The 25,049-nt window shown below is 69.6% G+C and carries 22 protein-coding genes; 12 read left to right on the top strand and 10 right to left on the bottom strand.

Annotated features, from left to right (window positions below; all coding sequences use genetic code 11):
- Positions 1–2: 2 nt before the first annotated feature.
- Positions 3–1,652 carry a maltose alpha-D-glucosyltransferase gene (gene treS, locus D7X99_RS27615; protein ID WP_121780397.1) on the bottom strand — a complete coding sequence of 550 codons (1,650 nt, stop codon included), beginning with the start codon at positions 1,650–1,652 and terminating at the stop codon, positions 3–5.
- Positions 1,653–1,669: 17 nt separating this feature from the next.
- On the bottom strand, positions 1,670–3,664 hold the full coding sequence (locus tag D7X99_RS27610; protein WP_121780396.1) for an alpha-1,4-glucan--maltose-1-phosphate maltosyltransferase: 1,995 nt from the start codon (positions 3,662–3,664) through the stop codon (positions 1,670–1,672).
- Positions 3,665–3,875: 211 nt separating this feature from the next.
- Here D7X99_RS27610 and D7X99_RS27605 point away from each other — a divergent pair, with 211 nt between their 5' ends.
- Both D7X99_RS27605 and D7X99_RS27600 read left to right on the top strand, forming a co-directional pair.
- A complete protein-coding gene (locus D7X99_RS27605) occupies positions 3,876–4,481 on the top strand; it encodes a sigma-70 family RNA polymerase sigma factor (RefSeq protein ID WP_121780395.1) in 606 nt (201 codons plus the stop codon).
- Between the two features lie 128 nt (positions 4,482–4,609).
- Positions 4,610–5,203: a hypothetical protein gene (locus D7X99_RS27600; protein WP_121780394.1), complete on the top strand. Its 594-nt coding sequence runs from the start codon at positions 4,610–4,612 to the stop codon at positions 5,201–5,203.
- Positions 5,204–5,426: 223 nt separating this feature from the next.
- Here the strand turns inward: D7X99_RS27600 and D7X99_RS43940 are convergent, their stop codons facing one another.
- Positions 5,427–6,842 carry a GntR family transcriptional regulator gene (locus D7X99_RS43940; RefSeq protein WP_233613776.1) on the bottom strand — a complete coding sequence of 472 codons (1,416 nt, stop codon included), beginning with the start codon at positions 6,840–6,842 and terminating at the stop codon, positions 5,427–5,429.
- A 437-nt stretch (positions 6,843–7,279) separates the two neighbouring features.
- Between D7X99_RS43940 and D7X99_RS27590 the strand changes: the two genes are divergently transcribed.
- Positions 7,280–8,038, top strand: coding sequence for a hypothetical protein (locus D7X99_RS27590; protein ID WP_147476281.1), 759 nt, complete (start codon positions 7,280–7,282; stop codon positions 8,036–8,038).
- Between the two features lie 140 nt (positions 8,039–8,178).
- Entirely contained in the window at positions 8,179–8,748 is a 570-nt protein-coding gene (locus D7X99_RS27585) for a hypothetical protein (protein WP_147476280.1), read from the top strand.
- On the opposite strand, the gene D7X99_RS27580 is transcribed toward D7X99_RS27585, so the two are convergent.
- From D7X99_RS27580 to D7X99_RS27565, 4 genes are all read right to left on the bottom strand, one after another.
- The gene (locus D7X99_RS27580; protein ID WP_121780391.1) at positions 8,717–10,267 is read right to left on the bottom strand and encodes a cell wall metabolism sensor histidine kinase WalK; all 1,551 of its coding nucleotides are present in this window, start codon (positions 10,265–10,267) and stop codon (positions 8,717–8,719) included. The genes D7X99_RS27585 and D7X99_RS27580 overlap by 32 nt on opposite strands.
- Positions 10,264–10,938, bottom strand: a complete 675-nt coding sequence (locus tag D7X99_RS27575; protein WP_121780390.1) for a response regulator transcription factor — start codon at positions 10,936–10,938, stop codon at positions 10,264–10,266. The genes D7X99_RS27580 and D7X99_RS27575 overlap by 4 nt, the downstream gene beginning before the upstream one ends.
- A gap of 64 nt (positions 10,939–11,002) precedes the next feature.
- On the bottom strand, positions 11,003–12,013 hold the full coding sequence (locus tag D7X99_RS27570) for a protocatechuate 3,4-dioxygenase (RefSeq protein WP_121780389.1): 1,011 nt from the start codon (positions 12,011–12,013) through the stop codon (positions 11,003–11,005).
- Between the two features lie 134 nt (positions 12,014–12,147).
- Entirely contained in the window at positions 12,148–12,495 is a 348-nt protein-coding gene (locus tag D7X99_RS27565) for a hypothetical protein (protein WP_121780388.1), read from the bottom strand.
- 169 nt (positions 12,496–12,664) lie between these two features.
- Between D7X99_RS27565 and D7X99_RS27560 the strand changes: the two genes are divergently transcribed.
- From D7X99_RS27560 to D7X99_RS27525, 8 genes are read left to right on the top strand one after another with little or no spacing between them, the layout of a single operon-like run.
- A complete protein-coding gene (locus D7X99_RS27560; RefSeq protein ID WP_121780387.1) occupies positions 12,665–13,723 on the top strand; it encodes an alpha/beta fold hydrolase in 1,059 nt (352 codons plus the stop codon).
- Between the two features lie 14 nt (positions 13,724–13,737).
- Entirely contained in the window at positions 13,738–14,664 is a 927-nt protein-coding gene (locus D7X99_RS27555; protein ID WP_121780386.1) for an acetoacetate decarboxylase family protein, read from the top strand.
- Positions 14,661–15,203, top strand: a complete 543-nt coding sequence (locus tag D7X99_RS27550) for a hypothetical protein (RefSeq protein WP_121780385.1) — start codon at positions 14,661–14,663, stop codon at positions 15,201–15,203. The genes D7X99_RS27555 and D7X99_RS27550 overlap by 4 nt, the downstream gene beginning before the upstream one ends.
- The gene (locus D7X99_RS27545) at positions 15,200–17,320 is read left to right on the top strand and encodes a patatin-like phospholipase family protein (protein WP_121780384.1); all 2,121 of its coding nucleotides are present in this window, start codon (positions 15,200–15,202) and stop codon (positions 17,318–17,320) included. The genes D7X99_RS27550 and D7X99_RS27545 overlap by 4 nt, the downstream gene beginning before the upstream one ends.
- Positions 17,304–19,079 (top strand): GMC oxidoreductase, encoded by a 1,776-nt coding sequence (locus D7X99_RS27540; protein ID WP_121780383.1) that lies wholly within the window; start codon positions 17,304–17,306, stop codon positions 19,077–19,079. The genes D7X99_RS27545 and D7X99_RS27540 overlap by 17 nt, the downstream gene beginning before the upstream one ends.
- Positions 19,055–20,869 carry a metallophosphoesterase gene (locus D7X99_RS27535; protein ID WP_121780382.1) on the top strand — a complete coding sequence of 605 codons (1,815 nt, stop codon included), beginning with the start codon at positions 19,055–19,057 and terminating at the stop codon, positions 20,867–20,869. The genes D7X99_RS27540 and D7X99_RS27535 overlap by 25 nt, the downstream gene beginning before the upstream one ends.
- Positions 20,870–20,903: 34 nt before the next feature.
- Positions 20,904–21,593, top strand: coding sequence for a hypothetical protein (locus D7X99_RS27530; protein WP_121780381.1), 690 nt, complete (start codon positions 20,904–20,906; stop codon positions 21,591–21,593).
- 40 nt (positions 21,594–21,633) lie between these two features.
- Positions 21,634–22,599 carry a hypothetical protein gene (locus tag D7X99_RS27525; RefSeq protein ID WP_121780380.1) on the top strand — a complete coding sequence of 322 codons (966 nt, stop codon included), beginning with the start codon at positions 21,634–21,636 and terminating at the stop codon, positions 22,597–22,599.
- A gap of 16 nt (positions 22,600–22,615) precedes the next feature.
- Here the strand turns inward: D7X99_RS27525 and D7X99_RS27520 are convergent, their stop codons facing one another.
- From D7X99_RS27520 to D7X99_RS27510, 3 genes are all read right to left on the bottom strand, one after another.
- A complete protein-coding gene (locus tag D7X99_RS27520; protein ID WP_121780379.1) occupies positions 22,616–23,095 on the bottom strand; it encodes a hypothetical protein in 480 nt (159 codons plus the stop codon).
- A gap of 138 nt (positions 23,096–23,233) precedes the next feature.
- Positions 23,234–24,622, bottom strand: coding sequence for a sigma 54-interacting transcriptional regulator (locus D7X99_RS27515; RefSeq protein WP_121780378.1), 1,389 nt, complete (start codon positions 24,620–24,622; stop codon positions 23,234–23,236).
- A gap of 102 nt (positions 24,623–24,724) precedes the next feature.
- The gene (locus tag D7X99_RS27510; RefSeq protein WP_014397120.1) at positions 24,725–24,919 is read right to left on the bottom strand and encodes a hypothetical protein; all 195 of its coding nucleotides are present in this window, start codon (positions 24,917–24,919) and stop codon (positions 24,725–24,727) included.
- Positions 24,920–25,049 lie beyond the last annotated feature (130 nt).

Genomic DNA, 25,049 nt, shown 5'->3' with positions numbered 1-25,049 from the left:
GGTTACTCCTTCGCCTGCAGCGGCTTGTCCAACCGGAACCACAGGAACATGTAAGGCCCCATCGACAGCTGATAGGGCAGGTCGCTGATGCGGGGGAACGGCGTCTCTCCAATCAACTCCACGGGAATGCTGCCGCTGAACTCGCGCAGGTCCAGCACGCCCGGCTGCGCGAAGCGCGACAGGTTGCACACGACGAGCACCGTCTGGCCCTCCCACTCACGCACGAAGGCCAGCACCTTGCGGTTCTCCGTGGTGAGGAAGCGCAGGGTGCCCATGGCGAACACGGGGTAGCGCTGGCGGATGCCAATCATCCGCTTCACCCACTGGAGCAGGCTGGACTTCTGCCGCTCCTGGGCCTCCACGTTGATGGACTGGTAGCCGTAGACGGGATCCGCGATGACGGGCGCGAAGAGGCGCGCGTAGTCCGCGCGGCTGAAGCCCGCGTTGCGGTCGCCGGTCCACTGCATGGGCGTGCGCACGCCGTTGCGGTCGCCCAGGTAGATGTTGTCGCCCATGCCGATTTCGTCCCCGTAGTAGAGGACCGGCGTGCCGGGCAGCGTGAAGAGCAGGCTGTGCATCAGCTCGATGCGGCGCCGGCCGTTGTCCATCAGCGGCGCCAACCTGCGGCGGATGCCCAGGTTGATGCGCATGCGCGGGTCGGTGGCGTACTCCCGGTACATGTAGTCCCGGTCCTCGTCCGTCACCATCTCCAGCGTCAGCTCATCGTGGTTGCGCAGGAAGATGGCCCACTGGCAGGACTCCGGGATGTCCGGCGTCTGCTGCATGATTTCCACGATGGGCGTGCGGTCCTCGCGGCGCACCGCCATGAAGAGGCGGGGCATCACCGGGAAGTGGAAGCCCATGTGGAACTCGTCGCCTTCGCCGAAGTACACGCGCACGTCGGCGGGCCACTGGTTCGCCTCCGCGAGCAGCACCTTGCCCTGGTACTCGGAGTCGATCGTCTTGCGCAGCTTCTTCAGGAACGCGTGCGTCTCCGGGAGGTTCTCGCAGTTGGTGCCCTCGCGCTCGAAGAGGTAGGGCACGGCGTCGCAGCGGAACCCGTCCACGCCCATGTTGAGCCAGAAGCGCATGACGTCCAGCATGGCTTCCTGCACTTCGGGGTTGTCGTAGTTCAGGTCCGGCTGGTGGCTGAAGAAGCGGTGCCAGAAGTACTGCTTGGCCACCGGATCCCACGTCCAGTTGGAGCGCTCCGTGTCGGTGAAGATGATGCGCGCGCCCTTGTAGGCTTCGTCCGTGTCGCTCCAGACGTACCAGTTGCGCTTGGGGCTCTGGGGGTCCCTGCGCGCCTCCTGGAACCAGGGGTGCTGGTCGCTGGTGTGGTTCACCACCAGCTCGATGATGATGCGCAGCCCGCGCTTGTGGGCCTCTTCCACCAGCCGCTGGAAGTCCGCCAGCGTGCCGTAGTCCGGGTGGATGCCGTAGTAGTCCGCGATGTCGTAGCCGTCGTCGCGCAGCGGGGACGGGTAGTGCGGCAGGAGCCACAGGCAGTCCACGCCCAGGTCCTGGAGATACGGCAGCTTTTCAATCAGGCCCGGGATGTCCCCGTGGCCGTCCCCGTTGGAGTCATGGAATGCGCGGATGTGCAGCTCGTAGATGAGCGCTTTTTTGTACCAAAGCGGATCCAGGTCCATACGCCTCTCGGAGGGAGTCACTCGAAGTAGTCGAACGCGTGTTCGGTGCGGCGGTAGCGGTACACGGCCCAGATGGCCGCGGGTTGTTCGGGCGTCAGGCGCACCTGCACGTCCGGGCCCTGCCAGAGCGAGCGCTGATCAGCCATCAGCTCCTGCACCTGATAGGTCTCCTCCGCGGTGACGCCCAGCCATTCCATGGGCACGCGGAGCAGGGCTTCCTGTGGCGCGTACGGATCCAGGCTCACCGCCACCAGCACCGTACTGAGTCCGTCCGGTGAGCGCTTGCCGTAGAAGAGGACGCGGTCGTTGTCGGACTCGAAGAAGCGCAGCGCCTGGTAGTGCTGGAGCGCGGGGTGCGCCTTGCGGATGGCGTTGAGCCTGGAAATCCATCCGGAGATGTTGCCCGGCCGGTCCCAGTCCCATGCCACGAGCTGGTACTTCTCCGAATCCAGGTACTCCTCCTTGCCCGGTACCGGGCGGCCCTCGCACAGCTCGTAGCCCGAGTACATGCCCCACACGGACGACAGCGTGGAGGCCAGCGCCACGCGCACGCGGAAGGCGCCGGGCCCCGCGTTCTGGAGGTTCTCCGGGAGGATGTCCGGCGTGTTGGGCCAGAGGTTGCCGCGGAAGTAGTCCGCCACGGGCGGCTGGGTGATCTCCTCCAGGTACGTGCGCAGCTCGTCCTTGAAGAGGCGCCAGGTGAAGTACGTGTACGACTGGGTGAAGCCCACCTTGCCCAGGGCCTTCATCACCTTGGGGCGGGTGAAGGCCTCCGACAGGAAGAGCACGTCCGGGTGCAGGTCCTGCACTTCCCGGATGAGCCAGTGCCAGAACTGCATGGGCTTGGTGTGCGGGTTGTCCACACGGAAGGTCCGCACGCCGTTGTCCACCCAGTGCAGGACCACGGACTTGAGCTCCTTCCAGAGGGCGTCCCGTGCGGGGCCCATCCAGTCGAAGTTGACGATGTCCTCGTAGCGCTTGGGCGGGTTCTCCGCCGTCTTGATGGTGCCGTCCGGGCGGTGCTGGAACCACTCCGGATGCTCCTTCACGTACGGGTGGTCCGGCGAGCACTGGAAGGCCAGGTCCAGCGCCACTTCGATGCCGTGCGCCTTCGCCGCGTCCACGAACGCGCGGAAGTCCTGCAGCGTGCCCAGCTCCGGGTGCACGGCCTTGTGGCCGCCCTCGGAAGCGCCAATGGCCCACGGGCTGCCCACGTCACCGGGCTCCGAGCGCAGGCTGTTGTTCTTGCCCTTGCGAGCGGTGCGCCCGATGGGGTGGATGGGCGGCAGGTAGACGGTGTCGAACCCGAGCTTCTGGATGTACGGCAGCCAGGTCTGCGCGTCCTTGAAGGTGCCGTGCGTCTTGCCGTCGCGCTTCGCGGAGCGGGGGAAGAATTCGTACCAGGCGGCATTGCGCGCCTTCTCCCGGTCCACGAACACCTCCAGCACCTTGTCGTACTTGCTGGAGAGCGTGCGGTCCGGATGCCGTGACGCGGCGTCCGCCAGCTCGGAGGACAGCGCGGCGAGGAGGAGGTCCGGCGTGGGCGGCGTGCGCAGGCGGGCTCCTGCCTCGGCGAGCAGCCGGTGGTCCTCCGGGGACTTGCCCTTGGCGCGAGCGGCCGCGCCTTCCAGCAGGGCAGCGCCCTCCAGCAGCTCGCTCTTCACGTCGCGGCCAGCGTCCACCTTGCGCTTCAGCTCGTGTGCCCAGGTGCGGAAGAGATTTGGCCAGGCTTCAATCGTGAATTCGTAACGGCCGTTCTTCGCGAGCGGGATGGAGCCTTCCCAGGCGTCGTTGTTCTTGAAGGCGAGGGGGACCTCCGCCCAGTCCGTCTTCTGGGCAGCAGGGGTGACCTGGCGCCAGCGGGCGACGGCCACGAGGACGTCGTGGCCTTCCTTGAAGATGTCCGCCCGGACGGTGAGGCTCTCCCCGGCGACGCGCTTGATGGCGTAGCGCCCCGCGTCCAGCTCCGGCTGGACGTTCTCGATGAACACGCTTCCGAGTCGTTCGGTCATATCGGCTGGCGGCCCCTTATAGGACTCTGAGTTATTGGCTCCAGGCGGCAATGCGCGGGTGTTGATGATTGAAGATGGCTGCCGCCTGGTCGCGTTGGCCTGTCAACGTTAGGAACGGAGGGAGCGGTCGCCCAGCCCGAGGGGCTGGGTGGACGGGCCCCGATAGTTGAAGCTGGGATCCGCCCCTCCGGTTGCGGTATCCGGGACGAACATGGCGCCCAACGACTCCGCTGCTCAGCAAGCGAGTGACCAGTCGGCCGACCGCGACCTGCTGAAGCAGGTGGCACTCGGCAGCGCCGCGGCCATGCGCGATGTCTACGTGAGGTGTTCCGCGCGGGCGTTCGCCATCGGGGTCAGGCTGTTGCCCACGCGGGCGGACGCGGAAGAGGTGCTGCAGGAGACCTTCCTGGAGGTCTGGCGGCGCGCGCGCGAGTTCGACCCGGCGCGCGGCGGACTGGAGACGTGGGTCACGACGATCGCGCGCACGCGGGCCATTGACCGGCTGCGTTCGCTGGGCACGGTGTCGCGGATGGTGGAGGGGGTGGCGCAGCAGCCGCCCCCGGTGAGCGCGACGCCGCCGTCACCGGATGATTCCGCCGCCGCGGCGCAGGACCAGGCGCGGGTGCGGGCGGCGATGGCGCAGTTGCCGCCGGAGCAGCGGGAGGTGGTGCTGCTCGGGTATTTCGACGGGCTGTCTCAGAGTGAGATCGCGAAGAAGACGGGCCAGCCGCTGGGGACGGTGAAGACGCGTGCGCGGCTGGCGCTGGAGAAGCTGGCGGTGCTGTTGGACGCGCCTGCGGTGCGCGCGTCCGGCTGAGTGCAGGACAGCAGCCCTGTTCCGCGGGGACGGGCGGTGGGGCAGGCCCCGGCCGCGTCCTCCTTGCCGCTGTCGGGTGGGGCCCCAAACGTTGCGACTGTTTGGCGAACCCGAGGGAGGGGGCGGACATGCGCAAGATGCGGGAGACGGGGACGGCGTTGATGAACGCGCGGGAGATGCGGCTGGTGCTGGCCAGTGCGCCGCGCAACCTGATGGAGCTGTCCCGGCGCGAGCTGATAGGGATGGTGCGGCGCGCGCGCGGCATGGTGGACCAGTACGAGAAGCTGGCGCGCCGGCTGCGCCGTGAGGCCATGCGCGTCCCCATGGGGAGCCGTGTGATCGGCGGACGCATGGACACACGGCGCAAGGCGGCCCTGTTCCGCAAGGCGCTGACGCGCTTCGAGTCGCGGCTGCGGCGGATGGAGATGGTGCCAGCGCGCAAGGCGAGGCCGACAATGCGCAAGCGGCCGGCGGCGAAGAGAACGCTGAGGCCCGCGGCCCGCGCCACGGCGCAGCGCAAGAAGGCGGTGGTGGCGAAGAAGGCAATGCGGCCCGCGGGCTATGCGCGCCGGGGCCCGGTGAAGGCACGAGCGCACAAGGCGCGGCGCATGCCGGCGGTGAAGGCACGGGCGCACAAGGCCCGGCGCATGCCGGCGATGAAGGCGCAGGCGCACCGGGCCGTGAAGGGGCGGACGCCAGCGCGCCGGGCCGCGACGAGGTAGCGGATTTCGGGGGAGGGAAGCCGGGTCGCGTCCAGCTCGTGGCCTGGCGAGGGGGAGGGGAGCTGGACTGTGTCCGCCCCGCATTGGGGCGGACACGGTGGGCGTGAGCGGAGCCCATCGACAGAAGGTCGCCGACAAAGCCGGCGCGAAAGTCCGGAGCGAGCGGCGGAGTCCAGGTCCCACCGGCACCAGCGTTCCAACTCAAGGGCCGACGTACGAAGATTCATGTGCGAGAGCGGACGCGAAGGGCCTTCGCCGCACACGACGCGGAATCGTCCTGCAGGGTGGCTGCCGCGGAGGCGCCGTCACCGCGTTTCTCGGCGTGGAGGTGCAGCTCCGTCGCTTCGTCATGTGTGGGAGCTGATGGGGAGGCGCTGGCACCACGCTCGTCGCCGCGGAGGTGCGGCTCCGTCGCTTCGTCATGTGCGGGAGCTGATGAGGAGGCGCTGGCACCACGCTCGTCGCCGCGGAGGTGCAGTTCCGACGCTTCGTCATGTGCAACGGCTGATGAGGGGGCGCTGGCACCACGCTCGTCGCCGCGGAGCTGCAGTTCCGACGCTTCGTCATGTGCAACGGCTGATGCGAAATCGGCGGCGCTATGTTTCTCGTCGCGGAGGTGCAGCTCCGGCGCTTCGCCCTGCGCGATAGTTGATGCGGAGGTACCGGCGCCACGCTCCTCAAGAGAGGGGCGTACCTCCAGAGCGTCGTCTTGCGCGGTGGTTGACCTGGAGGTGTCGGCGCCATGCTCCTCGACACAGGGGAGTGCCTCCTGCGCAACAGCCTGCGCGGTGGTTTGCGCGGAATCGCCAGCGCCACGTTCATCGACGCCAGGGCGTGCCTTCGACTCATCGGCCAGGCCGCTGGCCTGTGCGGGCGTACCAATGAGTTCCTCCTGGGCGGATGGGGCCTCGGGGGACGCAGGTTCCTGGGGCGCAGGGGCGAATGCGTTCAGCACGCGCTCATCGCGCGCCTTCAGCAGTGCTGGCAGCTCATGCTGAAGTGCCTGCACGTCGCGCTCGTTCAGAATCGCCATCACGCGGAAGGCCCACTCGCGCAGCGCCTCTCCGCCCATGAGCTGCAGCAGTTGGGCGGCTCCGCCCATGAATGCCCGCTGCAGGGACTGAACGAGGAGCACGTGCCCGGGACGCGCCGCCACCCGCGCCGCATGCCGCAGCAACTCGAATTCCGCCTGCGCGCAGGTTTCCCCCGACTCCCAGCGCGCCGCGTCCTGGAGCTGGAAGCATGTGCTCCCCAGCCGGTCCAGGTCGAGGTCCGAGGCCCTCGCGCAGCAGTCGGCCACAAGCTCCACCAGCACCTGCCGCTTGAGGCTGAAGTAGCCCTCCAGAAGCCACCGGGCATCCGGGTTGCTCGCGTCATGCAGCGCCAGCCCCAGGTTCTCCAGCGTCAGCGACTCATCCAACGCCACCGCGCGCGTCTTGCGTCCGGGGCGCTGCACCACCAGGCCTCTCGCCGCCAGCCGCCGCAGCGCCTCGCGGATGGTTCCCCGGCACACCTCATAGCGGCGCGCCAGCTTCGCTTCGGAGCCGAATTGTCCGCTCGGGTGCAGCAGCCCCAGCGCGATATCGCGCTCGATTTGCGCCTCCACATAGGCCACGAGTCCTCGCCGTTCCATCCCCATCCCCTTCCTCGTCCCAGCATCGCCATCCAACCACAGGGGTCTGACATGGACGTGCGGGTCCACCCTCCGCGTCGCTTTCCGGGCCAGCGCGCCCCCGGGCCGCATGGGCTGAAAACTTGTCCGACTGTCGGACAGGTTTTGAGGCAACCGGTCCCGGGCGGGCGACCCTGTCCGTGCACCATCTTGGTATCCGCGCGCGCATGACGTTGTGCCCACTGACGGGCCGGCGCGGCCTGGGGCCCATGCGGAGGAGGCTTGTCCGACTGTCGGACAGGTTTTGAGGGAGCCGGCCCCGGGCGGGCGCCTCTATCCGTGGCTCACCTTCGTGTTCGCGCATGCACGACGCCGCGGGCCCACGGCCGCGGTCCGTGAGTCAGGCTCCGGGTGGAATGCTTCGGGGCGCGGGACTTGCTGACGACTTGCGTAGATGCCGGCCCATGCGGAAATCCTGGCCGTACGCAGTGGTGATGCTGCTGGTGCTCGTTGGCGTGCCCAGATTGCTGCGCCACTTCATTCCCGACCGGCGGCTGGCACTGACGATGTTCCCCGTCGTCATGTTCGCCCTGCTTGTGCCGATAGCCCTCTACTTTCTTCCTCGCTACCGCCGGAGCCAGAAGCTCACGGACGAGGGGCTCCAGTTGTTGTCGGAGGGGAGGGTGGCCGCCGCGCTCGAGCGGTTCGAGGCGTCGCGGCCCCTGGCGAAGGTCCAGGTCATTCCCACGTACAACATCGGCATCGCCCGGCTCCAGCTCTGGCAACTGCCGGTAGCGGGGCGTGAGCTTTCGAGTCTGGAGTCCCGGAAGGATCTGACGCCGCAGTTCCGCGCGGTGTTGTCCGCGGCGCTCGCGCTGGTGGACGCGCTCGAAGGCAGGCTGGCGCGAGTGGAGCCCCGGCTGGCCGAGGCGAGGTCGCGGGTGGACTTTCCCTTGTGGTTCGCGCCGCTCGCTTCGGCGGTGGTGGCGTGCCGTGAGGGACGCTGGGCCGAGGCTCGCGAGCTGCTGGCCGATGCAGCGCTGGAGAATCTCAACGGACCGCTGCGCGGACTGCGGAATGTGCTGGAGGTATGGTGCGTAGAGCAGATCACCGGGGAGGCGCGGCCGGTGGACGCCATCGCTCTTTTCGGGGAAGCGTCACAGGACTCGCTTGAGGCCGCGTGGCCGGAGCTCGTGAACTACGTGGTGAAAAGGTCATCTTGATGGGCACTTGGGAACGCGGGCTTCCAGCATTGAAGCAGGTTTCGATTCCCAGCCTGGCTCCCCTGCGCGAGGTCGGGAGCGCGGCGTTCGCGCTGTCGGACCTGGACCAGTTGGGGACTCCGAACTTCGAAGGGAAGGACGTGGAGGCTTCCATCAAAACGTGGTGGATCGAGGCGCAGTGCAGTCTGGAGTTTGCTCTGTCGCATGACTTCCTCACCGGGGAAGCCAGGGTCATCGCGGAAGAAACAGCGGAGTTCGAGCATGCCCTCGCGCACCTTTCCTTTTCCGCGGAAGAGCCCTTCCAAATGGGGCCCTCCTCCGAGGAGCGGACGCGGCGCGATGGGCATGGCGGCTGGCGCGTCCTTCGGATCGACACGCATGGCGGCACGTTCGAGGTGACAAGCTTCTCACGCGAGCGATCTGCTCGTTGCTTCGCGGACCTCCTGGAGCATCGCGGACACAAGCAGGGCTATTTCGTCGAGCCCCAGGACCCGCTGCCTCCTCTTCCGTCCCGAGGCCCAGGCCCCATGCATTGGGTCCTGCTGCGCCAGGACGAGAACGGCGTGCGATATGAGATCGCGCGAGCGCCCTGGCGTTCGCAGCTGGAGTGGCTGGCGGAGCAGTACAACAAGGAGCCTCGCCACAAGCAGCTCTGGTTTGTTGAGAGCCTGCCTCCTGTCACCCCGGCGGCGACATCAGCGGACCGGTGAAGGTGACCTCCAGGCCTCCGTATTCCGAGGGGGCCAGGGTCATCTTCCAGCCGTGCAGTTCCACCACGTTGTGCACAATGTGCAGGCCCAGGCCCTGGCCTTGCGGCTCTCGTGTTCGTGCCGCGTTGCCTCGGAAGCGGCGCTCCAGGATCCTGGACCGCTCTTCCTCGGAGATGCCCGGTCCGTCGTCGATGACCCGCAGGTGGAAGGTCTGCTGGCGCGTCGTCTCCAGCACCACCGCCACGTGGCCGTCCTCGCGTCCGTAACGGATGCCGTTGAGCACCACGTTGCTGACCGCCTGCTCCAGCAAGGTCTCGTCGCTCATCACCCAGGTTTGTGTCGCCGGGACTCCGCTCTCCAGGGCGATGCGCTGTGGCCTCGCGATGGGCTGGTGCCGGCCCAGCACCCGTGACACCAACGCGTTCAGGTCCACCGGCGCGTGCTGTACCTGCGGTGCTCCCGCTTCCAGCCTCGCCGCCGCTCCCAGGTTATGCACCAGCGAGGCCATGTAGTGCGCCTCGCTCATCGCGGACAACATCAGCCCCGACTCCAGTGGCTCGCCCGATCGCATCCGCTGCTGCATCGCGGCCAGGTGCCCCTGCAACACCGTGAGCGGCGTCATCACGTCATGCGTCGTGTTCGCCAAGAAGTCTCGCAGCGTCTGCTCGCGCGCTTGCTGGTGCGCCATCTGTGCCTGGATCTCCGCTCGGGCCTGCTGGAAGGCTCGGGCCAGCTCCGCGATCTCGTCGGTGCCGTTCACCGTGACGGGCTGCTCGTAGCGGCTGCCCGATGAGGCTCGCACCTGGTCCGTCAGCCGGCGCAGGCGCTGCACCACCGGCCCCAGCGCCACCACCATCGCGGACAGGAGGATGAGCGTCGGCACTCCCCAAACGTACAGCGGCGGCAGCCCCACCTCTGGCGACTCCGCGGGCTCCACCCGACGCGCGAGCACGTACTCGCAGGGGCCTCCATCCCAGGGCATGCGCAACAGCAGGTCCTGCACCAGCGCGCCGTCCGCCTTCGAGTAGCGGCGCACGCCCACGCCGTCGTCCTGCACGCCCTTGCGCAGCTCGTCGTCCAACGCCGGTGCCAGCGGGTTTCGCGAAACGAACTGTCCGTCGAACGGATAGAGGCTTACCGGCGGCAGGCGCCGCCCCAGCGGCCCCCGGGCCCCCAAGCGCGGCGGACCTTCATCACCGGGCCTGGGGCCTCCCGATGCGGGCCCGTTGCCCGGGGGCTCGTTTGGCGCGACCGTGCCGGAGGGCGGGCCTCCGTTGCCGTCGGGCAGGCCTTCGCGCTCCCACGGCGGACGCTGGGGGGAACGGGAGCGGACCATCCAGGTCTCGGGTGTGGCCTCGCAGCGCTCTCGGCCCCCGGACTGCATTTGCGACAGCGTGGACGCGATGATGACTTCGTCCGTCGTGCGGCGGCGCACCGAGTGCTCCACCTGTACCAGCGCGAACACCGCGGGCACTGTCACCGCCACCGCCGTGAGCGCCAGCCGCAACCGCAGCTTCACGCATCCTCCCCGGGCACCAGCCGGTAGCCCACACCCCAGACCGTCTCCACGCACTTCACCGGACCCAGCTTGCGCCGCAGCCGCGACACGTGGACGTCCAGCGTGCGCTCCGTGCCCTCACGCTCCGGATCCAACACGTGCTCCACCAGCCACTGCCGCGTCACCGCCTCCTGCGGCCTGCGCGCCAGCGCCGCGAGCAACTCGAACTCCACCCGCGTGAGCTCCACCGGCCGCCCCTGCACCTGCACCGTGTGCCCCTGCAGATCGATGCGCAGCGGGCCCACCTCCACCACCGCCTGCTCCTTCTGCAACGTGGGCCGGCGCAGGCGCGCTCGCACGCGCTCCACCAGCTCCTCCGGCCAGAAGGGCTTCGTCATGTAGTCGTCCGCGCCCAGCTTCAGCGCCCGGACCTTGTCCAGCGTGTCGTTGCGCGCGCTCAGGATGAGCACCGGGACCTCCGAGAAGGTCCTCAGCGCCTTGAGCATGTCCAGGCCGTAGGTGCCCGGCAGCATCAGGTCCAACACCACGAGGCTCACGTCCGGCAGGTCTCCGGACACCAGCAGCCGGCCCTCGCGCCACCACACGGGCTCGAAGCCCGCGCCGCGCAGGTGCCCGACAATCTGGGACCCGAGCTGGTCGTCATCCTCCACCAGCAGGATGCGGTCGCCCATGCGCCATGCCTCCCTTCGGACACACCACCCCGAAGGACTCCGGGGTGGCCCGGCTCACCCTAGTTCAGGGCATGCCACCGTCGAAGCCCGGCGGTGGCCCCATGCCGCCATCCCAGACAGGCGGGGGACCCATGCCACCGTCGCCACCCGGAGGCGGACCGCCGGGCCCACCACCGCCGCCGCTGCCGCCCGGCATGGCGCAGGACGCAGTGTTCAGCGAGGAGCGGACGACCAGCGTCTTGGACGCCAGCATCGCGCCGTCCGACATGCGCTGCGTGGCGAAGAGGTAGTCGCCCACCGCGTCTCCTGAGACCACCGTGTCGTTCTGGTTGGTCGTGTCGCGCTCGCCACGCGTGTTGTAGAGCGGCTGGCTGTCGACGATGTCGTCGCTCGTCGAGTCGTCGAAGAACAGCTGCGACGTGACGAACTCCTGGCCGTTCACCCGCACCGTGAAGTGGATGTGGATGGTGCGGCTGCTGTACCAACCGGGGAAGCACGTGTCGAAGTCCACGCGCCCGTTGACGTCCGTGGTCTGCACGCCGCGGAACCACCGCGCCGCTCGGGCCGTCGCGTCTCCGGACGTGCAGAAGTCGCTCGCGTCCTCTCCGGAGTAGAGGCCCTCCGGGCCCGCGTGCCAGATGTCCACCGTGGCACCCGGGATGGGCTTGCAGGACTCGTCCACGACGAGGAAGGCCAGGCGCACCGGCAGGCCGTCATGGCCCTCGCTGATGTCCTTGCGGTCCACCGTGGTCGCGTAGCAGGGCCCCAGCGTGGCCTCGCAGGCGAGGTTGCACACCGTGCCCAGGCCGGACGCGAAGGGGTCCGGATACACGGCGGCGGCCGTCATCGCCGCGGTGCCTCCCGTGGCCCAGAAGCCCGGGTCCACCACGCCCGCGTCGGTGCCCGTGCCCGCGTCGGCGCCGGTGTTGGTGTCGCCGCCCGTCGTGTCGTCGCCTCCGCAGGCGACGAGCAGCTTCGCCACGGGAACCGCGGCCAGCGACAGGCCAATGCCACGCAAGATGCTCCGGCGCGTGATGACCTTGGGGGAAAGGTCCTGAGGGGATTCGCTCTTCATCCGGGGTTCCTCCGGGAGCTCGGGAGCCAGGGGCGGCGAGCGTGCCGCCCTCGGGGCCGCCCGGGGCTGACCGGACGGCGAACCGGGTTATCTCGGGAGAACCTTAAGCAATCCTTGCGCGGAAGGTCCGCGACTCAGGAAAAGCGCACGCGGAAGGCGGCGAGCAGTGGACCCGCTGCCCGTCCGTCCGCCGTGGAGCGGGGACCGCATTCGGGGAGCGTCGTGCCCAGTTCCTCCAGCGCGGGCTTCATGGAGTCGAAGGCGTGGAGCGCCTCCGCCGCGTTGTCGAAGAAGCGCGGATGCAACAGCCAACCGGAGATGCCGCAGGTGACGACATGGAAGGACCGCGAGTCATCCGACTCGTAGGTCAGACGCAGGAGGCCGCGGAAGCCCTCGTCCCGCACGACGGTGCCGCCCTGGCTGCCCATGCCGCCGAGCGTCGCGCCGCCCTCGTAGTCGCTCCAACCTGGGTCCGCGTTCATGCCCCACGCATAGCACTCCAAGGGCTGACACGGACGGCGTGACAGGGAGGCGCAGCGCCGTTGCCCGCGGTCCCGGTCTGGCGCAGCGAGCGGCGCCCCGGGTGGGGTTGCACGCCGGTTGTCGGCCCTCGCGCACCGCCCAACGTTTGCGGAGTGGGGGGATGCCGTCATGTCCGCGGAAACAATCCATGAGCCGCGCTACACCGAGGAGATCGTTCCCTTCCTCGCGGGTGACGGCCGCGCGCTGCACCTGGTTCACCTGCGCGGTGTCGAGAAGGCGGACAAGGGGCCGGTGGTGCTGGTGCACGGAGCCGGCGTGCGCGGGAACATCTTCCGCGCGCCGGTGCGACAGACGGTCGTCGATGCGCTGATTGAAGACGGCTACGACGTGTGGCTGGAGAACTGGCGCGCCAGCATGGACGTGGAGCCGGGCGAGTGGACCCTGGACCAGGCCGCCGTCCTGGACCACCCGCCCGCCATCCGCACCGTCCGGGAGAAGACGGGCGCGGACAAGATCAAGGCCGTCATCCACTGCCAGGGCTCCACCAGCTTCACCATGGCCGCGGTGGCGGGGCTCCTTCCAGAGGTGGACCTCATCATCACCAACGCGGTGTCGCTGCACCCGGTGGTGCCCGCGACCGCCAAGGTGAAGCTGCACTACGCCGTGCCGCTGGTCGCGCACCTGACGCCCTTCCTGGATCCGCAGTGGGCCTACGGCGGCCCCACGCGCACGTCCCGGATGTTGACGCGCGTGGTGCAGGCCACGCATCACGAGTGCGAGAACCTGGTCTGCCGCTGGACGAGCTTCACCTACGGCACGGGCTTCCCGGTGCTGTGGCGCCACGAGAACCTCAACGCCCGGACGCACGACTGGCTCCAGCACGAGTTCGGTCCGGTGCCCTTCAGCTTCTTCAAGCAGATGGACCAGTGCGTGCGCGCCGGCCATCTGGTGCCTGTGGAGGGCTTCCGTGCACTGCCGGAGGACCTGGGCGTGCGCGAGCCCCAGACGGACGCGCGCTTCGTCTTCTTCGCGGGAGAGGAGAACCGCTGCTTCCTCGCGGAGAGCCAGCGCCGCAGCTTCGAACACCTGGAGCACTTCCACCCGGGCCGGCACGCGCTGCACCTCCTGCCGGGCTACGGCCACCTGGACGTCTTCATGGGCAAGCGCGCGTCCCAGGACGTCTTCCCCCTCATCCTCTCCGAGCTGGATCGCTCCGCGCTCCACTGACGAAAGGCAAAGCCATGTTCCTGCCTCGACGCATCCAGACCCAGTACGGCCGCTATTCGCGGGTGGACGACATCCCGTACGCGCTGCCGGTGGACTCGATGGGGGCACCGGCGATGGTGGCCGCCTTCACCGTGGACGCTCGCCGCGCCGCGGCCCTGCTGCCCGGCAATGAATTGCACCCGCTGCGCCTGTCGCGCGACCGCGGCGTGCTGCTCGTCTCCGTCATCGACTACAAGCAGACGGACATCGGCGCGTACATCGAGTTCAGCATCGCGCTCGCGTGCACGCATGGACGCAGGCCCGCGCCGCCGCTCCTGCCCCTGCTGTTCCAGAAGCGCTTCGGCCTGGGGCAGTACGTGGTGGACCTGCCGGTGAACACGGAGGTCTCCGTGAAGGGCGGCAAGGGCATCTGGGGCATGCCCAAGCACCTGGCCCGGCTGGACTTCCGGGTGGAGGACGGCTCCGTGAGCAGCCGCTACGAGGAGGGCGGCCAGCAGGCGGTGCGCGTGCGCATCGAGCGCCCGAAGCTCGCGTGGCTTCCGCTGCGGATGGCGGCGGTGAACTACTGCGCCTTCCGGGGGATGCTGATGAAGTCCACCATCTACTTCCGGGGCCGCTTCGGCTTCCGGTTGGGGAAGCGCGCGTGGGGCACGCTGGAGGTGGGGGACCATCCGCGCGTGCAGGTGCTGAGGGATTTGAGCATCTCCCCGCGCCCGTTCCTCACCGGGTTCTTCCCATCGTCCAGCGGCGTGCTGGATGACCACTTCGAGGCGTGGTTCCTCACCCAGCCCACGCTGCCTCCGGACACGTATCCGGAGGGACTCAAGAGCGTGGTGGACCTGGGCCAGGACCAGACGCCCATGCCGGACCCGGAGTCGGACGGAGCGCCGCCGAGGGTGCTCCAGGCCGTGGCGCCCCTGCCGGAGGAAGCGCGGCCATGAAGCGCGGCGGCCGCCTGGATCTGGCGAACGCGTGCCTGTTGTTCCTGTGCACGTCCATGTACCTGGGCACGGGCTGGTCGCTGATCCTCTTCACGTTCCCCATCGCGCCCCAGCTCACGGTGGACAACTACTACCTGCAGTTCGTGCCGCAGGTGCAGGCGGCCACGCGGTTCTTCACCTGGATGACGGCGGTGATGCTGCTCTCCGCCGGAGTGCTGGTGTGGCGCGAGCGCAAGACGGCCCTGCGCTGGTATCCGGTGGGCGTGCTCGTCGCGGTGGTGGTGGCCACGCTGCTCACGCGCATCTACATCTTCCCGTACAACGACGAGATGGCCGCCGGCATCACGTCGCCTGAACGGCTGACGGAGGTGCTGGGCGCGTGGATGCGGATGAACCGCATCCGCGTGGGGCTGTGGACGGTGCAGTGGCTGCTCACGCTGGGCTACTTCGTGCACCGGGTGCTGCGCGCCGAGCAGCCGGCGGGAGAGCGCTGGCGCCTGGGCCTGCCCGTGCCTCCGCGCCGGGAGGCCCACGCATGAGCCCGACCGCGTCGCGATGGCTGGAGCGCCAGGCCCGCGTCCACGGGCGCCCCTGGCGCTGGGCGCTCGCGGCCATCGGGTGGATCACCGTCGCGACCGGCGCGGCGCAGATGTTCCTGCCAGGGCTGGAGCTGCGCCTGTTGCACGCGGATGCGTCCGCAGCGCCCGCGCACTTCTTCCGCATCGTGGGCATGTTCATGGTGCTGTTCGGAGGCCTGCTCCTGCACGGCCTGCACGAGCCCCGAGCGAACCCCGCCGCCTTCCTGTGGACCGGCCTCCAGAAGATGGGGGCCTGCGGAATGGTGGCAGCGGGCGTGGCGCGCGACCTGCTGTCGCCCCTGGCGCTGGGGGTGGCCGCGTTCGACGCGCTGTCCGCCGTGCTGGTGCTGGGGTTCTACGCGTCGCTGCGCCAGCGCGAGCAGATCATCACCGTGCTCAGGCCGCAGACAGAGGAAGGGGCTCCGGAGGCCACCAGTCCTTCCGTCAGTGCGCTGCGTGTCGCGGATGCGACCCGGAATGGCGTGCCTTCGCGGCGGCCCCAGCGCACGTTCGACGAGGCCACGGCCGTCCAGGGGTCCCCGGCGGAGGCGCCCCGGCGTTCGCTGGTGCTCGCGGGAGGCGGCATGCGCGTCGCGTGGCAGGCGGGCGTGCTGCGCGCGCTGACGGACGCACGGCTGTCCTTCTCCCACGCGGACGGTACGTCCGGCGGCATCATCAACCTGGCGATGTGGCTGTCCGGCCAGACCCCCGCGCAGATGTGCGAGCGGTGGCGGACGCTGGACGTGAAGGACTTCGTGTCGCTGATGCCGCTGGATGAATACGCGCGGCCCTGGACGCTCACCGCGCTGGGGGACGCGGACGGCATCGTCCAGCGCGTCTTCCCGCACCTGGGAGTGGACGTGGACGCCATCCGCGCGAACCGCGAGCGTTCCGGCACCTTCAACGTGTGCGACTTCGCCCGGAAGACGAACGAGGCCATCCCGCACACGGACGTGGACCGCGACCTGCTGGTGGCTGGCATCTCCCTGCCGCTCTTCATGCCCCCGGTGGTGAAGGACAGCCACCTGTACCTGGACTCGGTGTGGATCCAGGACGCCAACGTGATGGAGGCCGTGCACCGGGGCGCGGACGAGGTGTGGATCGTCTGGTGCATCGGCAACACGTCCACCTACGCAGACGGCTTCTTCCGCCAGTACGTCCATATGATTGAGCTGAGCGCGAACGGCGCGCTCTTCGCCCAGCTGGAGCAGGTGCGCGAGCTCAACGCGCGCATCCTCGCGGGCGAGCACGTGCCGGGACACGTGCGGCCCATCACCGTGCACCTCATCAGGCCCGAGCACCCGCTGCCCCTGGACCCGGACTTCTACGTGGGCCACGTCACGGCCTCGACCCTCATCGACCAGGGCTACTCGGACGCCTGTCGCTACCTGGCGGTGGCGGACGGACAGGGCCTGCCCCTCACCCCGGAGATCACGCAGATGACCGAACCCTCCTACGACTTGACCTTCCGCGAGACCATGGCCGGTCCGCTCGCGATGGGCACCACCGACCCCGAGGCGGGCGCCCACGACGGACGCTCCACGCCCTTCACCATGCACTGCACCATCACCATCGACGACATGGAGGCGTTCATCCGCGACCCGGACCACGCGGCCCGTCTGGTGGCGCACGTGCAATACAAGCCGCTGGGCATGGACCTGCCCGTGCGCGAAGGGAGCTTCAATCTCTTCCGCTCCACGGATGATCCGCGCACGAAGATCATGACCTACGGCCTGCGCTTCCAGGCGAACGACCAGGACTACTACCTGGACGGCACGAAGACGCTGCGCGACGACCCGGGCCCGGACCTCTGGCGCGACACCACCCGGCTCTACAGCTACCTGCACGCGGGCGTGGACTCGCGCGGCCCGGTGGTGGGCGCGGGCGTCCTGGTGCTGGGCATGCGCGAGCTGCTCCACCTGGTGGCCAGCATGCGCTCGTCGCGTGGGGGCTTGGAGGGCGCGGGCATGATGGCCCGCTTCGGCCACCTGTTCCTGGGCGCGCTCTGGGACCTCTACGCCCCGGAGGCGCCGGTGCGCGAGCGCGCAGAGGAGGCCACGCATGGCCACGAGGGCTGAGCACTTCGACGTCGTCATCGTGGGCTCGGGCTTCGGCGGTTCGGTGATGGCGTGGCGGTTGGCGGAAGCGGGCCTGCGGGTGTGCGTGCTGGAGCGGGGCAAGGCGTATCCGCCGGGCTCCTTCGCGCGCAGTCCGCACGACATGCGCCGCAACTTCTGGGACCCGCGCAAGGGCATGCACGGCCTGTTCAACCTCTGGTCCTTCCAGGGGCTGGGCGGCGTGGTGTCCTCGGGGCTGGGCGGCGGGTCGCTCATCTACGCGAACGTGCTGCTGCGCAAGGACGCGAAGACCTTCATCCACGAGGCTCTCCATGACGGAGGCTACGAGGACTGGCCCGTCACCCGCGCGGATCTGGAGACGCACTACGACGCCGTGGAGCGGATGATGCGCGTGCAGCGCTATCCGCTGGAGCATCCGCCTTACGACTCCACCGCGAAGACGCTGGCCATGAAGCTCGCGGCCGAGCGCCTGGGCCGCGCGGGCGACTGGCAGCTGCCACCGCTGGCCGTCACGTTCGGCAACCCCGGCGAGGTGCCCGTCCCTGGCGAGCCCATCCGCGAGGAGCATCCCAACCTCCACGGCCGTACGCGCACCACCTGTCACCTCTGCGGCGAGTGCGACATCGGGTGCAACACGGGCAGCAAGAACACGCTCGATTACACGTACCTGTCCGCGGCGAAGGACGCGGGGGCGGAGCTGCGCACGCGCGCGGAGGTGACGGAGCTGTGGCCCTCGGAAGGGGGAGGCTACGTGGTGCGGTACCTGGACCACACGGACACGCCGGAGGACGTGCCTCGCGAAGGTCCCCAGTCCATGCTGCCGCGCAGCACCGTGACGGCGGACCGGCTGGTGCTGGCGGCGGGCACGTTCGGCACCCCGTTCCTGCTCCTGAAGAACCAGCGGAACTTCCCCGGCCTGAGCGGACGGCTGGGCACGCGCTTCTGCGGCAACGGAGACCTGCTGGGCTTCATGCGCCAGTGCCACGACTCGAGCACCGGCAAGCAGCTGCCTCGCATCCTGGAGGGAGGGCACGGGCCGGTCATCACCAGCGCGCTGCACTTCCGGAGCCAGGAGGAGGGCGGCACGGGCCGGGGCTACTACATCGAGGACGCGGGCTACCCGGAGTTCGTCAACTGGCTCTACGAGGGCGCGTATCAGGCGCCGTTGGTGGAGCGAGGCCTCAAGCTGGCGTGGCGCCTGATTCGTGGGTGGACGGGACGCACGCACGACTCCGACGTGAGCGAGGAGATCGCCGAGCTGCTGGGGGATTGCCTGGGCTCCGCGACGTCGTTGCCGCTGCTGGGCATGGGGCGCGACCTTCCCACCGGCCACATGCGGCTGACGGACGACGGGATGCTGGCCATCGACTGGCGGATGAGCGGTTCGCGCGAGTACTTCCAGCAGGTGCGCCAGTCGATGGCGGACATCGCTCGGACGCTGGAGGGGAGGCTGCTCCAGAACCCGCTCAGCTACCTGAGCCGGGTCATCACCGTGCACCCGCTGGGCGGCTGTCCCATGGGACGCAGGCCGGACGAGGGAGTGGTGGACTCGACGGGCGAGGCCTTTGGCCACCCGGGGCTGTACGTGGCCGACGGCTCGATGATGCCGGGCCCCGTCGGGCCCAACCCGAGCCTCACCATCGCCGCGCTCGCGGACCGGTTCGCGGATGCGCTCATTGATTCGTATCGCCGGGGCACCCGGGGACGTGCGTGGCGGGAAACGGAGGAGGGGCCATGGCCGTCCGCGCATCCGATGTGAGCCGCATCCCGGGCCGGCGCGTCGAGCCCGCGCCACAGACGCCTCCGGGCCGGAAGATGGTGTCGTGGTACGACCCGGCCGTGCTCGCGAAGTCGGGCATGAAGGCCCTGCTGTCCGGGACGTTCGGAAAGCAGGCGGACCGGCGGCTGCTGGATGCCGTCTCCCGGCCGCAGCCGCTGACGTTCGACTACTCGGTGGACGACACCGGTCATCCGCGCGACGAGCTGTGGCTGGACTACGTGGCGGACCTGGGCGACGGCTGGGACTCCACCTACGCGGTGGCGTCCGCGGTGATGGCGCCGGAGCTGGCGCTCACGGGCGAGTCCGGCGAGACGCACGTCACGCGGGGCGGAGACGTGCTCGTGTTCGGCGGGGACGAGGTGTACCCGACCGCGAGCGTGGACGAATACCAGGCGCGCACGGTGGTGCCGTACGAGGACGCGCTGAACAAGCGGCGACACCGGCCGCACCTGTTCGCGGTGCCCGGCAACCATGATTGGTACGACGGACTGGTGTCCTTCACGCGCCTGTTCTGCCAGGGCCGGCGCTCCAATGGCTGGCGCACGCAGCAGCAGCGCAGCTACTTCGCGCTGAGGCTGCCGCACGGTTGGTGGCTGGTGGGCACGGACATGCAGCTGGAGTCCGACCTGGACGCGCCGCAGGTGGAGTTCTTCCAGAAGGTGGCCGCACAGATGCGCGGCACGGACCGGATCATCCTCTGCAACGCGGAGCCTGCGTGGGTGAAGCAGCAGGTGATGCCTCCCGCGGGGCGCGGCTTCCTGGACCACAACATCGACTTCCTGGAGCAGAAGGTGCTGGGCAAGAAGGTGAGCGTCTTCCTGGCGGGAGACCTGCACCACTACCGCCGGCACGAGAACGCGGACGGGCGGCAGAAGATCATCGCGGGTGGGGGAGGGGCGTTCCTGCATCCCACGCACCTGCCCAAGGTGGATCAGAGTCCGGGCGGCTTCGTGCAGAAGGCGAGCTATCCGCCGCGGAAGACGTCCCAGTGGCTCGCCTGGCGCAACCTGGCGTTCACCGCGATCAACCCGTGGTTCGGCGCGTTCATGGGCGTCGTCTACACACTGCTGGGCTGGGGCGTGGCCGCGAACCTCAACGAGGGTGCGGTGGGTGCGCCTTCGTTCCGGGAGCTCATCAACGCGGCGTTGCAGAGCACGGGCTCGATGGTGCTGGGGGCCGGCGTGGTGCTGGGCGCGGTGGCGTTCGCGGACGGCCGGCGGGGACCGCTCTGGAAGAAGGCCGCTGGCGTGGTGCATGGACTGGCGCACCTGGGGGTGGCGCTGCTGCTCACCTGGGGCGTGTCCGCCGTCGCCGCGCCACTGGCGGCGGAGCTTCAATGGAGCCTGCGGCGGGACTTCCTCAGCGGGCTGCTGCTGTTTGGCGGCGGAGCGCTGGTGGGGCCGCTGGTGGTGGGCGTGTACCTGCTGCTGTCGCTCAACGTGTTCTCCTGTCACCCCAACGAGGCGTTCTCGTCGCTGTCGATTCCGGACTGGAAGAACTTCCTCCGGCTCCACTTCGACGAAGACGGCCAGCTCACGGTGTACCCGGTGGGTTTCCGGCGGGTGCCGCGACGGTGGAAGCGGGGACGTTCTCCCGAGGATCCGGTGTGGATTCCGGACCCGACGGACACGCGGGCGACACCGCCCCGGCTCATCGAGCCGCCCATCGTCATTCACCGGACGAAGGCCCTTCCGATGCTGGAGGAGACCGGTCCGCCGAGACCCACGGACATGATGGTGGACAAACACCCACCCGGCGGAGCGGTTTGAGCGGCGCGGGCCAAAGTCCTACGCTGCGTCCCATATGAAGGCGATGCTCCTGTCCCTGCTCTTCCTCGGCGCCGCGCCGTCCGGCCCCGCGCCGTCGTCCCTGCCTCCCGAAGCGCTGGGGGCGCCCCCGCTCGTGGATGCGTCTCCGACCGCGTGGTCGTGCACCATCGACACGCTGCGTGCGGGGAAGGAGTGCGTGTTCGAGGCGGATGCGCCGCCTCCCAAGAACGCGAACTCGGACGTGGAGTCCGCCAACATCAAGCTGCTGAAGGACGCATCTCGCGCCCTCTGCTCGGAGGCCGTGAGCAACGCGCGGGACGGCTCGCCCGACCCCAAGCTCGTCGCTGTCTGCGAGCGCAAGTACGCGGACGTCGTGGGCCGCTGCGGCATCGAAGGCAATACGCCGGTGGTGGACGCCAAGGGCCGCTTCGCGCCCGCGGCTCGCGCCTGCTACCGCGCGCTGTCCTCCGTGCTCCAGGATGTGCAGCTGATGGCCTCCGTGGCCTCCACCTGCTGTGAGTGCGCGGCGCGCAGCCAGTGCCCCGGCAACGGGGAGAGCTGCTACGCGGCCGTGTCGCGGCAGCAGGCCGGGCCCACCACGCTCGCGTGCATGGACGAGCGCTGCCACGACGCCTGCTCCATGATGCTGCCCCCGTCCGCGTCCATTCCGCGCCAGTCGCCGTCGCGCGCGAACTCGCAGCACACCGACTCCGCCTCGCTGTAGCGCGTCCACCGCGCTGTCGCACTTCAAGGAGCCTCGCGCCATGCCCCGTCTTCTGTTGCTGACCCTCCTGGGTGCGCTCGCCACCGGCTGCGGTGCCTCGCACTCCCACGTCGCGCTGGAGGACCGCGCCCTCACGGACTCGCCTCCGCCGCGGACGCCGCCCCCCGCGCCCAAGCAATCCGTCGTCGCGGAGCAACCGCCCACGTCGCCGCATGACGCCCGCGCGTTCCTGGCCCGCTACTCCACGCCCGCCTCGTGCGAGACCGCCGCCCGCAAGCTCCAGGCGACTTCACGCGACGACGCGTGGCTGGCCCTGAAGCTGTGCTCGGAGGCCCCCGGCTTCACCCAGCTGGGCGCCGTGCTGGGCAGTGCGTGGGCGGAAGACCTGCGCGTGCGTCCGGATGCCGCCAACCTCATCGCCCGCGTCGTGGCCCAGCGCGGCGGCAGCGTGGACGGTGAGCTGCGCCTGCTCCATGCGCGCAAGGTGCCCATCTTCTCGCTCGCGTCCGCCGTCGCCCAGCCGGACACCTACCGAGGCCGCTACGTGCTCCTGCGCGCGCAGGTGGCCGACCAGCGCTCGGAAGGGGAGCGCCCCACGCTGTGGCTGGTGGAGCAGGGCCTCCAGTCCGTGGCCTCCCGCCGCGAGGTCGGCATCGCCTACCACACCGACACCGTGACGCAGGCCTCTGGCGACCTGGGCGGACGGACGGCGATCACCGGCGAGGGCCGCGTGGGCGGCTCCATCTTCACCCGCGAGAGCACCACCCAGTCCGCCTCCGAGCGCACCTACGACAACCTCTCCGAGGAGACCGGCCGCGAAGCCCTGGGCCGGCTCGCCGCGCCGGATCCCTTCCTGGAGACCCGCCGCGACTACGTCATCCTCGCGCGCTTCGACGGCCTGCGCGTCACCTCCGGCATGACCACCGACGACGAGGACGAGGGCCCGAAGATCCCCGTGCTCACCATCGTCAGCTACCACCTGCCGCAGGCGCTCGCCGTCTACTGACGCGAGCGCCCGCCCGTCAGCGCTTCACCGGTGCCGCCGCCGCCGTCGCAGTCATGTCCCGCGACGGCGTGCCGGAGTAGATCTCCACGTCCGTGGCCACCCACGACCCCAGCCGCTCGCCGTAGGTCGTGTGCACCAGCACACCCGGGGACAGCTGGGTGCGGGCCACGCGCTTTCCGTCGCGCAGGATTCGCGTGGACGGCGCCACCACGAACGGCCGCTCCACGCCGTCGTCGTCGCGCACCGTGAAGCCCCGCGCGCCCGAAATCGTCACCGTGCCGTAGAAGTCCGGAACGTCCTCCGCCACCACCGAGCCCAAGCTTCCGCTTCCGCTCCCGCCGGTGCCTTCCTCCGTGGGAACCGCCGCCCCGGCCTGGAACACCGCGAGCCGCGGCACCACGCCACTCTCCGAGACAGCCCCGTCCCGCGGCTGGCACGCGCTGACGCCCAGCACGAGCCCCCCGACGAACAGCCACCTCCCCCATCCCTGGCGCATGGCACCCACCTCTCGTGCGTTGGTGCTCCCAAGATGGGGCGGAAACCCGCACCGACAACCACCCCCGCCAGGGAGGCCCGCCCCAGTGTCACCCGGCCCACGGGGGCCGTGACTCCGGGTGGGGGCAGGGGACCGCCGTCAGTCCGGCCCGGACACCAGCCCGTGCTTGCGCAGGAGCTTCCGCAGGTAGACGCGGTCGATGCCCGCCTCTCGCGACGCCTTGGAGACGTTGCCGCCGCACCGCTCGAGCACCGTGCGCAGGTAGTCGCGCTCGAAGCCTTCGATGAGGCGCTCCTTCGCTTCCTTGAAGGGCAGCTCCAGCGCCAGCGACAGCGTGTCCTCCGGGTCCAGGTCCGGCGACAGGGCAGGGCGCGCGACCGGCGTGTCCGGCAGCTCCGGCAGCGCGGACTCGCCCAGGCTCACCACCCGGTCCACCACGTTGCGCAGCTCCCGCACGTTGCCCGGCCACGGGTACTGGGCCAGCAGGGCGCGCGTCTGGTCCGACAGGGCACTGGGCGGCTTGCCCATCCGCTCCAGCACGGTGTCGATGAGCAGCGGGATGTCCTCCGGCCGCTCGCGCAGGGGCGGCAGCGTCGCGCGCAGCACCGCGAGCCGGTGGAACAGGTCTCCGCGGAAGCGGCCCGTCTTCACCGCGCCCTCCAGGTCCTGGTGCGTGGCCGCCACCACCCGCACGTTCACCGAGCGGTAGTCATTGGCGCCCACCCGCTTCACCTGCCGGCGCTCCAGCGCGCGCAACAGCCGGGGCTGCACCTCCAGCGGGAGCTCTCCGACTTCATCCAGGAAGAGGGTGCCGCCGTGCGCGCGCTCGAAGGCGCCCGCCCGGTCCGCCTGCGCGCCCGTGAAGGCGCCCTTCACGTGGCCGAACAGCTCCGACTCCAACAGCTGCGGCGCCACGCCCGCCAGGTCCACGATGACGAAGGGCCCCTTGGAGCGCCCGCCATGCAGGTGCAGTCCTTCCGCGCACAGCTCCTTGCCGGTGCCCGTCTCGCCCTGGATGAGCACGTCGGACTCGCCCTGGGCCACGCGCTCCAGCAGGGTGAACACCTCGCGCATCCGGCGGCTCTGGCCCACCAGGTTGCCGAAGCGCTCACGGTTGGAGAGGGGCAGGGTGTGCGCCTTCTCTCCCTCCGGGACGAGCTTCAGCTCCGTCGTGCCCAGCGTGAGCACCGCGCCGGGGCGCACCTCCAGGGTGGTGAAGCGCATGCCCTCGCAGAAGGAGCCGTTGCGCGAGCCCACGTCCACCGCCTGGATGCTGTCCTCGCGCACGTCCAGCAGCAGGTGGCTGCGAGACACCGCCCGGTCCGCGATGATCACATCCGAGCTGGCGTCCGCGCCCACCCGGTAGCGCCCGGGCGCCAGCGGGTAGCTCTGGCCCGCCTCCGGGCCGGACAGCACCAACAGCCGCACCCGCACCCGCGCCGAGCGCATCGCCGGCAGGGCGTCCGTGCGTAGCTGCCGGTCCTCCTCCCCGCTGTCGTCCCCGAAGCGCGCCACGGCGCGGACCATAACATACGGAAACGGAAAGGCCCGGCCTCCCCGCACGCACCGACAAAGGTGAGTGCCTGGAAGAGGACGGGCCCGCGAGGAGTCCAGGGGCTTCCGCGGCGGTCAGGCCGGCGGCTTCGCGTGCTTGTAGAAGAGCACCAGCGTGTAGCAGTGGAACTCGTTGTCAGAGGACTGGCACACGACCCGGTCCACGATCTCCAGGTCCGCGTTGCTCTTGATCCAGCGGGTGACGTTCTCACCCAACTCTTCCCGCTCCTTGGCCTTCGTCGCGGAGAAGACCTTCACGCCCGTGAACATCGCCTGCCACTCCTTGTGGGTGGTGAGAAAAGGCTTGACCGGGAGTTATCGCACACGCCGTTTTGGGGTGTCAAAAATGCTGCGGTCCAAAAGTCGTGATCCGCGGGGGAGCGGGGGAGCGGGGTGGGGT

The organism is Corallococcus sp. AB032C (assembly GCF_003668935.1).
In the GTDB taxonomy this organism is placed as follows: Bacteria; Myxococcota; Myxococcia; order Myxococcales; family Myxococcaceae; genus Corallococcus; species Corallococcus exiguus.
Note: the sequence above shows the minus strand (reverse complement) of the source record. Positions and strands in the feature narration are given on the sequence as shown.